Annotated in this window: 13 protein-coding genes and 2 riboswitches; of the genes, 3 read left to right on the forward strand and 10 right to left on the reverse strand. The window is 65.1% G+C overall.

Translation table 11 applies throughout. The features are described from left to right. Positions 1 to 140 precede the first annotated feature (140 nt). From U9J39_RS19975 to U9J39_RS20015, 9 genes are all read right to left on the reverse strand, one after another. On the reverse strand, positions 141 to 1,316 hold the full coding sequence (locus U9J39_RS19975; protein ID WP_326347849.1) for an MFS transporter: 1,176 nt from the start codon (positions 1,314 to 1,316) through the stop codon (positions 141 to 143). An 18-nt stretch (positions 1,317 to 1,334) separates the two neighbouring features. After that, on the reverse strand, positions 1,335 to 2,099 hold the full coding sequence (gene arsH, locus U9J39_RS19980) for an arsenical resistance protein ArsH (RefSeq protein WP_116313449.1): 765 nt from the start codon (positions 2,097 to 2,099) through the stop codon (positions 1,335 to 1,337). Beyond that, the gene (gene arsC / locus U9J39_RS19985; RefSeq protein WP_116313450.1) at positions 2,096 to 2,518 is read right to left on the reverse strand and encodes an arsenate reductase (glutaredoxin); all 423 of its coding nucleotides are present in this window, start codon (positions 2,516 to 2,518) and stop codon (positions 2,096 to 2,098) included. Before arsC ends, arsH begins: the two co-directional genes overlap by 4 nt. Positions 2,519 to 2,527: 9 nt before the next feature. Next, positions 2,528 to 3,604, reverse strand: a complete 1,077-nt coding sequence (gene arsB, locus U9J39_RS19990; RefSeq protein ID WP_115712251.1) for an ACR3 family arsenite efflux transporter — start codon at positions 3,602 to 3,604, stop codon at positions 2,528 to 2,530. Positions 3,605 to 3,608: 4 nt separating this feature from the next. Further along, positions 3,609 to 4,103: an arsenate reductase ArsC gene (locus U9J39_RS19995; protein WP_116313451.1), complete on the reverse strand. Its 495-nt coding sequence runs from the start codon at positions 4,101 to 4,103 to the stop codon at positions 3,609 to 3,611. Positions 4,104 to 4,157: 54 nt separating this feature from the next. Beyond that, on the reverse strand, positions 4,158 to 4,640 hold the full coding sequence (locus tag U9J39_RS20000) for an ArsI/CadI family heavy metal resistance metalloenzyme (protein ID WP_115712255.1): 483 nt from the start codon (positions 4,638 to 4,640) through the stop codon (positions 4,158 to 4,160). After that, a complete protein-coding gene (locus tag U9J39_RS20005) occupies positions 4,637 to 4,972 on the reverse strand; it encodes an ArsR/SmtB family transcription factor (RefSeq protein ID WP_115699652.1) in 336 nt (111 codons plus the stop codon). The genes U9J39_RS20000 and U9J39_RS20005 overlap by 4 nt, the downstream gene beginning before the upstream one ends. A gap of 303 nt (positions 4,973 to 5,275) precedes the next feature. Continuing rightward, positions 5,276 to 5,461, reverse strand: a complete 186-nt coding sequence (locus tag U9J39_RS20010; protein WP_116313453.1) for a DUF1484 family protein — start codon at positions 5,459 to 5,461, stop codon at positions 5,276 to 5,278. A gap of 386 nt (positions 5,462 to 5,847) precedes the next feature. Then, positions 5,848 to 7,158 carry a D-amino acid dehydrogenase gene (locus U9J39_RS20015; RefSeq protein WP_326347850.1) on the reverse strand — a complete coding sequence of 437 codons (1,311 nt, stop codon included), beginning with the start codon at positions 7,156 to 7,158 and terminating at the stop codon, positions 5,848 to 5,850. Between the two features lie 15 nt (positions 7,159 to 7,173). Continuing rightward, positions 7,174 to 7,292, reverse strand: a riboswitch (glycine riboswitch). Further along, a riboswitch (glycine riboswitch) is annotated at positions 7,293 to 7,391 on the reverse strand. 226 nt (positions 7,392 to 7,617) lie between these two features. On the opposite strand from U9J39_RS20015, the gene U9J39_RS20020 reads away from it, so the two are divergent. Genes U9J39_RS20020 through U9J39_RS20030 form a run of 3 tightly spaced genes read left to right on the forward strand, consistent with a single transcriptional unit; the run spans position 7,618 to position 11,664 of the window. After that, positions 7,618 to 9,906, forward strand: coding sequence for a TonB-dependent receptor (locus U9J39_RS20020; protein WP_414248364.1), 2,289 nt, complete (start codon positions 7,618 to 7,620; stop codon positions 9,904 to 9,906). Between the two features lie 25 nt (positions 9,907 to 9,931). Further along, on the forward strand, positions 9,932 to 11,158 hold the full coding sequence (locus U9J39_RS20025) for an exo-alpha-sialidase (RefSeq protein ID WP_442784913.1): 1,227 nt from the start codon (positions 9,932 to 9,934) through the stop codon (positions 11,156 to 11,158). Then, on the forward strand, positions 11,155 to 11,664 hold the full coding sequence (locus U9J39_RS20030; RefSeq protein ID WP_326347853.1) for a hypothetical protein: 510 nt from the start codon (positions 11,155 to 11,157) through the stop codon (positions 11,662 to 11,664). The genes U9J39_RS20025 and U9J39_RS20030 overlap by 4 nt, the downstream gene beginning before the upstream one ends. 43 nt (positions 11,665 to 11,707) lie before the next feature. Here U9J39_RS20030 and U9J39_RS20035 read toward each other — a convergent pair whose 3' ends face one another. Further along, the gene (locus tag U9J39_RS20035) at positions 11,708 to 12,184 is read right to left on the reverse strand and encodes a DUF3597 domain-containing protein (RefSeq protein ID WP_115681846.1); all 477 of its coding nucleotides are present in this window, start codon (positions 12,182 to 12,184) and stop codon (positions 11,708 to 11,710) included. Between the last annotated feature and the right edge of the window lie 109 nt (positions 12,185 to 12,293).

Consider the following 12,293-nt stretch of genomic DNA (forward strand, 5'->3'; position numbering starts at 1 on the left):
GCATTTCCAGGGGCGGGCGAAGTTTGAATCCTGGCAACGGATTCAGAAATCGCTGACTCCTGAAAGTGGGCATACATCGAAATGCAGGTGAGCCAGCGTGGGTTGGGATTTCGGGCGTGGCAGGAGCCGATCCCCATGCCCTATCGGCCCGCTGGTTCACTGACCTGTCGGATGAACATGAGCATCATGATCGCAGCGACGCCAAGACTTGATGAAAGCCAAAGCGCCTTGGCGCCGAAAGCATCCAGGCAGATGCCGAAGAGCCATGGTGCAAGGGCCTGGGCCACCCGCGCGGGCACCATCAGAATGCCTTGCCGGTGACCATAGCCATGGGGACCGAAGATAACGAGCGGCAGAGTGCCCTTGGCGATGGTGAGGATGCCGTTGCCCGCGCCATGCAGCACCCCAAACAGCGCCGCGGCAGGCGCTCCGGCAACGCCGAACGCGATGGCACCGGCAGGGTGAAGGGCAGCGGCGATCCGGGCGGAAAGGAGTGGATGGATCTTGCGTAGGAGGCCGAACTCCAGTATCCGGGCACCCACTTGGGCGGGCCCGATCAGGGCACCGACCATCACAGCAGTGGCCAGTGTCGCGCCGCCTGCCTGTAGCAATCGCGGCAGGTGTGCCGCCATGGCGGTACTGATGAACCAGGTCGCGGCGAAGACAAAGGCGAGTGCAAACGAGGCAAGCCGCTGAGATGTCGCACGCTCGCCAGCAGCCGGCGACGATGCGGTTTTGGCCGGTGGCGGCTCAGTTGCCGTACCGCGGGGCATGCTGAGATTGAGCGCCAACCCGAGGGACAGATGAAGCGCGGCCCAGGCAAGACAGGCGCCGCGCCATCCGATGTGCGACTCCATGAAGGTCGACAGGGGCCAGCCTACCGTACTGGCAAAGCCAGCGATCAGGGTGATGCCGGTGATCGCGCCGCGAGAACGATTACCGAACAGCGCGACGAGCGTAGCAAAGGCAGCTTCGTACAGGCCCGCGCCCATTCCGATACCGAGGATCAGCCATGCTGCGAAGAGGCCAATGACGCCTTGTGCGAAGCCAAGGCCCGCCAGGCCGGAGGCAAATATGAGGCTCGTGGCAACCAACACCTGGCGCCCCCCAGTGCGGTCGATCATCCTGCCCGCAGCGGGGCCGATCAGCGCCGACACGATGAGCGCGGTGCTGAACGCCGCGAAGATCGTGGCCGGTGCTACGCCAAGGTCGCGGGCCATGGACGTAGCCAGCATGGCCGGAAGATAGTAGGTGGAGCCCCATGCCAGCGTCTGGGCAACCCCCAATCTGGCGATCACACTGGTCGTTGGCTCCATGGCCATCCCGTTGGCTTGTTATTCGACTTCGCCGCTATCCGTATCGCTGACCTGCGCGTCCCGCTCATGGCTCATGGCTGCCGCGGCGAGCGCGGTGACGTTCGCCGGCGCCGCTTCCTTGCGCTCGCTGTAGCGATCGGTCAGGTAGTCGCTGCGGTCGCGCACCAGCAGCGTGAACTTGTAAAGTTCTTCCATCACGTCGACCACGCGGTCATAGTAAGAGGACGGCTTCATGCGGCCGCTGGCATCGAACTCCTGGTACGCCTTGGCTACCGACGACTGGTTCGGAATCGTCACCATGCGCATCCAGCGCCCCAGCACGCGTAGCGCGTTGACCGCGTTGAACGACTGCGAGCCGCCGCAAACCTGCATCACGGCGAGCGTGCGACCCTGAGTCGGTCGGATGGCTCCGATTTCCAGAGGCAGCCAGTCGATCTGGTTCTTGAAAACCGCGGTCAGCGTGCCGTGCCGCTCGGGACTGCACCACACCTGACCTTCCGACCACTCCGAGAGCTTGCGCAGTTCAACCACTTTGGGATGATCCGCCGGAACACTGTCGCACACCGGCAGGTCACGCGGATCGAAGACGCGAGTCTGCGCGCCGAAATGTTGCAGGATGCGCTCGGCTTCCTGCACCAGCAGGCGGCTATAAGACGTTTCGCGCAGTGAGCCATAGAGCAGCAGGATGCGCGGCGGATGCGTGCTGAGGCGAGACGGTTGCAGCTTGGCCAGGTCCGGTGTATCGAGCACGGCCGGGACGACATTGGGCAGATCCATGGTCATTTGATCCTCCGTCCTTGCGCGTCGATGACGGCTTCGCCATCTTCCTTGGTAAAGGCACCTTGCTGGGGCGAGGGCAGGATGTCGAGCACGATTTCCGATGGCCGGCACAGCCGCACGCCAAGCTCAGTGACGACAAAGGGCCGGTTGATCAGGATCGGATGGGCCAGCATTGCATCGAGCAACTGCTCATCGGTCAGCGCCGGGTCGGACAGGCCCAGTTCGGCGTAGGGCGTACCCTTCTCCCGGATGGCCTCGCGAACCGTGAGGCCAGCATCGCGGATCATCTGCTGCAAGGTCTGCCGGTCAGGCGGCGTATTCAGATATTCGATGACATTCGGCTCGATACCCGTATTGCGGATCATGGCCAGCGTGTTGCGCGAGGTGCCGCACGCCGGGTTATGGTAGATCGTTACCGACATGCGTTTTCCTTAGTTGGCCTTGGCCTCGTACCACGACTGAGACCGGTTGACGATGCCAACGACAAGCAGCATGACCGGCACCTCGATGAGTACGCCCACCACCGTGGCCAGCGCCGCTCCCGACTGGAAACCAAACAAGCTGATTGCGGTGGCGACTGCAAGCTCAAAGAAGTTGCTGGCACCGATCAGGCTCGACGGGCCCGCTACGCAGTGGGCAACGCCGAGCTTGCGGTTCAGAAGGTAAGCGAGTCCTGAGTTGAAGAACACCTGGATCAGGATCGGCACCGCCAGCAACGCGATCACCAGCGGCTGATCGATGATCGCCTTGCCCTGGAACGCAAACAGCAGGATCAGGGTCAGGAGCAGCGCCGTAATCGAGTACGGCCCCAGGTGGTGTACGACGCGCTGGAAGTGGGCCACGCCGCGGCCGAGAAGCATCTTGCGCAGCAATTGCGAAATGATGACGGGCACAACGATGTAGAGCGCAACCGAGGTAAGCAAGGTATCCCACGGCACGGTGATGGAAGACAGGCCCAGCAACAGCGCCACCACCGGTGCAAAGGCGACCACCATGATGGCGTCGTTCAGGGCCACCTGAGACAGCGTGAAGTACGGGTCGCCCTTGCACAACTGGCTCCACACAAAGACCATGGCGGTGCATGGCGCGGCGGCCAGAAGGATGAGCCCGGCCACATAGCTGTCGAGTTGGTCGGCAGGCAGAAACGGCGCAAAGAGGTGGCGGACAAAGATCCATCCGAGCAGCGCCATCGAGAATGGCTTGACTGCCCAGTTGATGAACAAGGTCACGCCGATGCCACGCCAGTGCGATTTCACCTGTCCCAGTGCGCTGAAGTCGATCTTGATCAGCATCGGGATGATCATGACCCAGATCAGGATGCCGACGGGAAGGTTGACCTGGGCATACTCCATGCGGCCGATGGCGTGAAAGACCTCAGGCAACATCTGCCCCAGCGTGATGCCGGCGACAATGCACAGCGCAACCCACACCGTCAGATACCGCTCGAAGAATCCGATGGCCGGCTTGGAGGTGGTCACGCTCGAGGTGGCAACGTTCTGGCTGCTCATGGTTTCAGCTCCGGGCCAGACGCTGCAGCGTCTCTTGAAGTTCGGCATTGCTCATGTCTTCGATCGGAAGCAGCAGCAATTGCAGCATGCGGTAGCCGATGGCCTGACGTGTCAACTCGAATGCCTGCCGCTTCTTTTCGTCGCCGCCTTCCGTGTTCGACGGATCAGGGTAGCCCCAATGCACCTTGACCGGGCTGCCCGGCCAATACGGGCACTCCTCTTCGGCGGCACTGTCGCACACCGTGATGACCACCCGCATCTCAGGAGCATTCTCGCCGACAAATTCATCCCAGCTCTTGCTGCGGAAGTCGCCGACGTCGACGCCAGCATTGCCAAGCACCTCGAGGGCGAATGGATTGATGCGCCCGCTTGGCGAGCTCCCGGCGCTATAGGCGCGCACATCGCGGCCCGACTGCCGGGCCAGATGGTTCAACATGCCCTCGCTCAGCACACTGCGGGCAGAGTTGTGGGTGCACAGAATCAGTACGTTGGTGGTCATGGGGCGCTACGAGATTATTGAAGTGCGGATCGGATTGCGTGTGAGGACGCACCCTTAGCAGCAGGACGGCGTGGAGTTGACCGCGACGCCGATCGGCTTGCCCTTCGGAGTGCGGGGGGCGCAACAGGCCGATTCCTGGCCCGCAGCATCGATTTTTCGGGATTCGCCGTACACCGGCACATTACCCAGGGTATGAAAGTGCTCCCACGCGATGCCTTGCGGATCCGTGACCCAATACTTCTCGCTCTTCGCGTAGCAGCAGGTGGTCTCGCCTTCGTCGAGCAACGCCATGTCGGCCGCTTCGGCCCGCTGCTTCAGTTCGGCCAGCTCGGCCGCGTCGTCTGTCTGAAACCCGAGGTGGTCGACGCCGGTCTCCGCGCCGCGGGCCGAAATGGCGAAGTTCACGCGCGGATCCTCCAGCATCCACTTCGCATAGTCCTCTTTTACGACCGTGGGCTCGGCCGCGAAGAGGGCTGAGTAGTAGCGAATGCTCGCAGACAGGTCGGTGACGCTGACGTGCACGTGGAAGCGCTTCATGATTTGGGCTCCGAGGCGACGAAACATTGGGACACAGGGGAGCACGGATTGCCGCTGCAGCAGTTCTCCGTGAGGTAGCCGAGCAGTGCGTTCATGGTCTCGAAATGGGCCATGTAGATGATCGAGCGTCCGTCCTGCCTGCTGGATAACAAGCCGGCACGGTGCAACTCCTTCAGGTGGAAGGAGAGGGATGACGCCGGCATTTCCATCAGCTCGGCTATCCGGCCCGCGGGAAGGCCGCCAGGCCCGGCCTGCACGAGCAGCCGGAACACGGACAAACGTATCGAATGGGCGAGCGCGGCAAGCGCGTCAAGGGCGTGATCGGTTTCCATTTTTCGACGATAGTCGAATAATGGAAGTGTGTGAAGTGAAACTTTTGTGACGAAGGCACAGTGAGTGTGTGGCTTCGCCGCCCCATTTCAGCTGTAGCTGCGTGTGGCCGGTCTTTGGCCACCGAACATACGACTGCGCTATCGTCAGAATCAGTAACCGAACTGACGCTTAACGACTAAAGAGAGCCTGTCAAAGCGTGATCGTTCAGGATCAATGAGGGCCGGTTTGCAGGCGGTGTTTCAAGGTGCTTCCCGCAGAACAAGGGTGTGACATCCCAAACTCACTGTCACACCCGTCAGCCACTATTGCAACCGCTCTCGCTCAACCATCAGCCCATCCAGCTGCATCTTCACCATGCCAAGCAGACACAGCGCACTGAAGCAGCCGTCCGAACTTTCGCTTTCGTGATCCAGCAGTACGAGAACCCCTTCAATTCCTGCGCGAACCTGCTGAAGACAGTCGTTTGTGATTTCATCGATCGTTGCCATAAGTTCCCCACTAGTAAAGGCGCGCCACTCATTTCCACATGAGGGCGGCGGGCCAGACGGCGAGGGTGGAAAGACCGGTCAAAGGTGGGGAACCGGCCAGCCTTGCGGCTGCCTCGCCCGGCCCGCCAGGGAGCCGGCTTGGTTCGTGCGAACACACAGGCGTTGCCCGCTACAAGCGCAACGCCTGTCCACCTTATACATCCGGGCTTTCCACACCCGATCATCGGTGGTCCGATGACGCCACCAGTATTTCCTGTCGGTACCGGGGAATCGATGAGAGATGTCGCATTTCCAGGGGCGCGCGAAGTTTGAATCCGGGCAACGGATTCAGAAATCGCTGACTCTTGAAAATGCGCTTGCGTGCTAAGCCCTTTGCCTCCGCCGCCTCACGCCCGCACCGGCGCCAAAACCGCGCCAGGCACCATCGCCGGCGCACTCCCCATTGCCTGGTCCACAACCCCCGCCACCATGTCCGCCGTCACCGCCGACAAGGTCCACCCCAAATGCCCATGGCCGGTGTTGTAGAAGATGCAGGCGGAGCGGCCGCGGCCCACGCGCGGCAGCATGTCGGGCAGCATCGGCCGCAGCCCGGCCCATGGCACCACGCTGCGCGTGCTGACGCCGGGGAAGCACTGCTGCACCCAGTCCACCAGCGGGCGGATGCGGTCGGCGCGGATATCGCGGTTGGTGCCGTTGAACTCGGCGGTGCCGGCGACGCGGAAGCGGTCGTCGCCGAGGCGGCTGGTGACCAGCTTGGTTTCGTCGTCGAGCAGGCTGACCGTCGGCGCAGCGGCGCGGCTGGCTTCGTCGGTCAGGTTGACCGTGATCGAATAGCCCTTGACCGGATAGATGTTGACGCGGTCGCCCAGCCCTGCCGCCAGGGCGCGGCTGGCGGTGCCTGCGCAGATCACGGCACCGTCGAAGGTAGAGCTGGCGCTGTCCGCGCCGTCCTGCACGGTGACGGTGGCATGCCTTCCGTCCGTCTTCACCGCGCGCACGTCCTGGCCGTACCGGCAGCGCACGCCCAGGCGGGCAGCGGCGGCGGCCAGGCCGCTGGTGAACTTGTGGATGTCGCCGGTCGAATCGCTTTCGGTGAAGTAGCCGCCGTAGTAGGAACCCGCCAGCATCGGCTCGATCGCGCGCATCTCCTGCGGGGTCACCGCGCGCCGCTCGAGCCCGCCTTGCGCCAGCAGCGCGGAGACGCGGCCGGCATGCTCGAAGCCGGCTTTGTCACGGTAGATATGGAGAATGCCTTCCTTCTTCAGGTCGAAATCGATGCCTTCCTGCGCCGCCCAGGCAAACAGGTGCTCGCGCGCGGCGATGGCCAGGCGCGCGGTCTCGATGGTGTTGCGGCGGTAGTGGGGAATCGACGCGATGAACTCGGCGAACCACGACAGCTTGTGCCAGCTGGGCCGGGGATTGACCAGCAGCGGCGCATCCTTGCGCAGCATCCACTTCATCCCCTTGACGATGGTGGACCAGTGGGTCCAGACCTCGGCGTTGGATGCGGAGAGCTGCCCGCCGTTGGCGAACGAGGTTTCCATGGCGGCATAGCGATGCCGTTCGAACAGCGTGACGGAGAATCCGCGCCGCGCCAGCGCGTAGGCGGTGGTGACACCGGTGATGCCACCGCCGATGACAGCGATTGTCTTCATGATCTGCAGGATCCAGGAACGTCGAAGGGTGGGAGTCCGCACGCGACATGCGTGTAGGACGCCCCCTCTGTTCTGGACCTGAGAGATTCACGACGCCTTGCCGCGGGGGCGGGCGCGCTTGCTCCTTCGGTATGCCGGGCGGACGATGGCGTCCGGCATTCTTCAGAGTGCACTGACGGGTGATGCCGGTCCTTTTGCCTGAGAGTTTCCGGGGCGGTTGCTCCTTCGGCGCCATGCGCGGCGGGCGCCGCGACAGTCTCTCCCTGCATCACGCTGGCTTGACGCCAGTCGGGGCAATGTAGTGACAAGGCCCCGTATTGGATATGCGGGTTAACACGGATGCATGCGGATATGGCGCGCTAGCCGCGTCGCTATGTCGCATCGGCCGATGGCTTCCGGCCCCATAAAATGTCAGCGCTCGCTATCGAGGACGTCCGGGAGGAGCGCCTGATGCTGCGCAGGCGTCGCGGCGAGCCCACAACGACGACAACAAGGCATTCAGTGAAGAAACACCGCATTGCACTGGCCGTTTCGGCAGTGCTGATGGGCCCCGCCGTGGCCGCCGCCCAAGGGGTGGAGGCAGGCGTGGAGGCGCCCGCGCCGCTGCAGGAGGTGGTGGTATCGGCCCGCCCCGAACGCGGCGAGACGCCGGCGATCCCGCCCAACACGCCGGCGCCGGCGTATGGCATCAGCAGCACGCGCATGGCCGACTTCAACGTGGTCAATACCGAGGACGCGCTCAAGTACGCGCCCAACCTCGCCGTGCGCAAGCGCTTTATCGGCGATATGAATTCGATCATCTCGGTGCGCAGCACCAGTTCGCGCCAGTCGGCACGCGGGCTGGTCTATGCGGACGGGCTGCTGCTGTCCAACCTGCTGGGCTCGGACTTCAGCTTCCCGCCGCGCTGGTCGCTGGTCAATGCCGCCGAGATCGAGCGCATGGACGTGCTGTACGGCCCGTATTCGGCGCTGTATCCCGGCAATTCGCTGGGCGCGACGGTGCTGATCACCACGCGCACGCCGGAGAAGTTCGAGGGCGATGCCAGCGTGCAGCTGTTCACGCAGCGCTTCGGCCTGTACGGCACCCACGATAACTTCAACGGCGTGCATGCCAACGCCTATGTGGGCGACCGCGTCGGCGCGCTCTCGTGGCTGGTCAGCGTGGACCGGCAGGACAGCAAGAGCCAGCCGCTGAGCTTCTACACCGCGTCGCGCTCGACGCGGCCCGCGGGCGCGGCGGACACGCCGGTTTCCGGGGCCTTTTTCGACCAGGACCAGAGCGGGCGCGACCGCGTGGTGATGGGCGTGAACAGCGAGGGCGTTACGCACACGGTGCAGGACCAGCTCAAGCTCAAGCTCGGCTACGACATCACCAGCACGCTGCAGGCGCAGTTCACCGCTGCCTACTGGCAGCAGGACCGCTCCAACGCCACCGGCAGCTACTTGCGCGACGCCAGCGGCAACGTGGTGTCCAGCGGCCCGGTGAATATCGGCGGCTCCCAGTACGTGATTCCGGCCAATGCCTTTGCGCCCGGCAATGGCGAGGACGCGCGCTGGCTCTACGGGCTGTCGCTGCGCACGCGCAACCAGACGGGGTGGAATTTTTCCGGGGTGGCGTCGCTGTTCGACGTCAGCAAGGACGTGAGCCGCAGCGCCAACGCCGTCGGCAACGGACCGGGCACGGTGACTTATGGCGACGGCACCGGCTGGCGCACGCTCGACCTGAAGGCCGACTACCGCCCCGAGCGCCTGCAGGGCGGGCACTGGGTCACGTTCGGCTACCACTATGACAACTACCGGCTGAGCAACACCACCTACAACACCTCGGACTGGCGCGCGGCCACCATCACCGCGTTCAACAATGCCTTTACCGGCAAGACCGAGACCCAGGCGCTCTACGCGCAGGACGCCTGGTACTTTGCCGAGGACTGGAAGCTGATTCCCGGCGTGCGCTACGAGCACTGGCGCGCCTATGACGGCAGCCGCAGCCAGCCTGGCGTGGATATCGGCTATCCGGTGCGCAGCGAATCCAACTGGTCGCCCAAGCTGGCGCTGGAGAAGGCGTTCGGGCAGGACTGGCTGGGCCGGCTGTCGCTGGGCCAGGCCTATCGCTACCCGACCGTCAGCGAGCTGTTCCAGGGCCGCATCACCGGCACCGCGCTGATCAACAACGATCCCAACCTGCGGCCGGAACGATCGTTCTCGAAGGACCTGACCTTCGAGCGCACGGTGGAGGCGTCGAATTTCCGGGTCTCGCTGTACGAGGACGATATCCGCGAGGCGCTGGTCAGCCAGACCAACACCACGGTGTTCCCCACCGTCACCAGCTTTCAGAATGTCGACCGGGTGCGCACGCGCGGCATCGAGCTGGCCTACGACGGGCGCGACGTGCTGGTGAGCGGCTTCGACCTCTCGGCCAGCGGCGCCTACAACCATTCGAAGACGCTGGAGAACGCCAACAACCCGGCCTCGGTGGGCAAGTACTTCTATCGCATCCCGAAGTGGCGCGCCAACCTGGTGGGCACCTATCGCTTCACGCCGGCGTGGGCCGGCACGCTGGCGATGACCTATTCGGGCCGGCAGTACAATACGCTCGACAATTCGGACCACAACCCCGACACCTTCGGCGGCACCAGCAGCTTCCTGACCTTCGACGTCAAGGTGACGTACAAGCCCGCGCGCAATGTGCGGCTCGGGCTTGGCATCGACAACCTCACCGACCAGCGCTATTACGTCTACCACCCGTATCCGGGCCGGACGTTCTACGCCGAGGCGAAACTTTCCTTCTGAGCACGTGAACACGCTGACCTCCACCATGCCAGGCGCCCGCCGCGCTTTCCGCCTGATCGCTGCGGGACTGGTGGCCTGCGCCACGCTGGCGTCGGCCACCGCGGCCGCGCAGGCGCACGGCGGCCACGCCGGCCACGGCGGCCAGGCCAGGGCGAAAATGAGCGAACTCGGCACCGGCGCGGCCTTCGACCGCGACGGCAGGCTGTGGATTGCCTACAAGGATGGCCAGCATGTCGCCGTGCGGTCGTCGACGGACTATGGTCGCAGCTTCAGCGCGGCGCGGCATGTCAACGCCACGCCGGAGCCGGTCGCCGCCGATCATGAAAGCCGCCCCAAGGTGGCCACGGGGCCCGACGGCCAGGTCTACATCACCTGGACCCAGCCGCTGCCCAGGCCGTGGACCGGCTTTATCCGCTTTGCGCGCTCCACCGACGGCGGCAAGACCTTTGCCGAGCCGCTGACGGTGCATGCCAACCGCGACCAGATCGCGCACCGCTTCGACGCCCTTGCGGTGGACCCCGCCGGGCGCGTCTTCGTCAGCTGGATCGACAAGCGCGACGTGGCCGCCGCCGAGGCGCGCAAGCAGCCGTATGCCGGTGCCGCGATCTACTACGCGGTGTCGGCCGATCACGGCAAGACCTTCCAGGGCGACTACAAGATCGCCGACCAGTCGTGCGAATGCTGCCGCATCGCGCTGACGCCCACGCCCGACGGCAGGATGCTGGCGCTGTGGCGCCACGTGTTCCCGCCCAATGCGCGCGACCACGCGCTGGCGCTGCTGGGCGCCGACGGCAAGGCCACGCCGATGCAGCGCGCCAGCTTCGACGACTGGCGCATCGACGCGTGCCCGCACCACGGCCCCGGCGCTTCGGTGGCGCCGGACGGCACGGTGCACATGGTCTGGTTCAGCATGCGCGACGGCAAGCCGACGGTGTCGGTGGGGCGCTGGCGCGACGGCAAGCTGCAGGCGCAACGCGCGCTCGATGACCCGCGCGCACAGCATGCCGATATCGTCGCGCTGAACGACCACGACATCGCGGTGGTGTGGAAGTCGTTCGACGGCCAGCAGACGCGGCTGTCCGCCATGCTGTCGCACGATGGCGGCAAGACCTGGCAGACGCGCAAGCTGGCCGGCACCGAGCGCGATTCCGACCAGCCGCACCTGCTGCAGCACGCCGGCCGCGCCTACGTGCTATGGCGCACCGAGGCCGAGGGCTTCCAGGTCTTCGCGCTCGGGCAGGAGGGCGCATGATGCGATCGCGCCGCCAACTGCTCACTGCCGCCGCTGCTGCCGCGGTTACCGCGTGCGCGCTGATGCTCGGCACCGCCAATGCCGCCGACCGGGTCGCCGTGTTCGAATCCGCCAATGCCGCGCGCATCGCCGCCAGCCAGCAGGGCAAGCCCTTCGTGCTGGTGGTGTGGTCGCTGGATTGCGTCTATTGCAAGCGCAACTTCGACGCCCTCGGCAAGCTGCGTGCGCAGCATCCCGGACTGCGCGTGGTTACGCTGGCCACGGACAGTGCCGAGGCCTCGCCGCAGGTGCAAAAGACGCTCGAACGCGTCCGGCTCGCGCGCAATGCGTGGGTGTTCGGGCACGAGCCGCAGGAGCGGCTGCGCTATGCGGTCGATCCGGACTGGATGGGCGAAATGCCGCGCACCTACTTCTATCGCGCCGATGGCCAGCGGCAGGGCGTGTCCGGCGTGATCAGCGAAGCCGACTGGGCGCGGCACCTGCGCTGGGCCGGCATCGCGGGCTGAGCCTGCCGCGGCGCCAGCACGGCGCCGCCTTTCACGTCATCGCTCAGGACAGTTCCTTCGGCAGCTTGCCGCCGTTGGCGGCCAGCTCCTGCATCAGGCGCTTGTGCAGCCACACGTTCATCGCCGCGGAATCGTTCATGTCGCCGGTGTAGTGCAGCTCGCGCGCCAGTTCCTTGCGGTGTTCCAGGCTGCTGTCGATCCCGAGCGCCTTCATCGTATCGACGATGGAGGTGCGCCAGTTCAGCGTCTGCCCGCTCTGCTGCGCCATCCGGTCCATGATGGCCTCGACATCGACGCCCGACAGCGGCGTGGCCTGGGCCCCGGCCGGCGCACCGGTGGTGCCCTGGACGTTGCCCGCGGGCGCTGCGCCAGTGCCGGCGGCTGGCGCAGTGCCGGCCGGCGCGCCTGCTGAAGTCGGCGTTCCGGCCGCGGGTGGAGTGCTGGCGGTGGTCGCCGTGGTGGTGGCCGCGGGCTTGTCCTTGCCCAGCAGCTTGTTGAGGATGTCCTTGAAGATGCTCATGGCGGGCTCCTGAAGGGTGAATCGGGGCAGCAAGCCCTTGCAGGTTCCGGGCCATCGTCGCGGCGCGTTGCCGTAACCCGTGCAAGGGGCACGGTTTGTAAATGGTGCG

The organism is Cupriavidus sp. SS-3, assembly GCF_035818815.1.
Taxonomy (GTDB): domain Bacteria; phylum Pseudomonadota; class Gammaproteobacteria; order Burkholderiales; family Burkholderiaceae; genus Cupriavidus; species Cupriavidus taiwanensis_C.

Excerpts from the sequence above, each read along its gene's own strand:
- U9J39_RS19975 (WP_326347849.1), bottom strand. The coding sequence starts at position 1,316 with ATGGAGCCAACGACCAGTGTGATCGCCAGATTGGGGGTTGCCCAGACG.
- arsH (WP_116313449.1), bottom strand. The coding sequence starts at position 2,099 with ATGACCATGGATCTGCCCAATGTCGTCCCGGCCGTGCTCGATACACCG.
- arsC (WP_116313450.1), bottom strand. The coding sequence starts at position 2,518 with ATGTCGGTAACGATCTACCATAACCCGGCGTGCGGCACCTCGCGCAAC.
- arsB (WP_115712251.1), bottom strand. The coding sequence starts at position 3,604 with ATGAGCAGCCAGAACGTTGCCACCTCGAGCGTGACCACCTCCAAGCCG.
- U9J39_RS19995 (WP_116313451.1), bottom strand. The coding sequence starts at position 4,103 with ATGACCACCAACGTACTGATTCTGTGCACCCACAACTCTGCCCGCAGT.
- U9J39_RS20000 (WP_115712255.1), bottom strand. The coding sequence starts at position 4,640 with ATGAAGCGCTTCCACGTGCACGTCAGCGTCACCGACCTGTCTGCGAGC.
- U9J39_RS20005 (WP_115699652.1), bottom strand. The coding sequence starts at position 4,972 with ATGGAAACCGATCACGCCCTTGACGCGCTTGCCGCGCTCGCCCATTCG.
- U9J39_RS20010 (WP_116313453.1), bottom strand. The coding sequence starts at position 5,461 with ATGGCAACGATCGATGAAATCACAAACGACTGTCTTCAGCAGGTTCGC.
- U9J39_RS20025 (WP_442784913.1), top strand. The coding sequence starts at position 9,932 with ATGCCAGGCGCCCGCCGCGCTTTCCGCCTGATCGCTGCGGGACTGGTG.
- U9J39_RS20030 (WP_326347853.1), top strand. The coding sequence starts at position 11,155 with ATGATGCGATCGCGCCGCCAACTGCTCACTGCCGCCGCTGCTGCCGCG.
- U9J39_RS20035 (WP_115681846.1), bottom strand. The coding sequence starts at position 12,184 with ATGAGCATCTTCAAGGACATCCTCAACAAGCTGCTGGGCAAGGACAAG.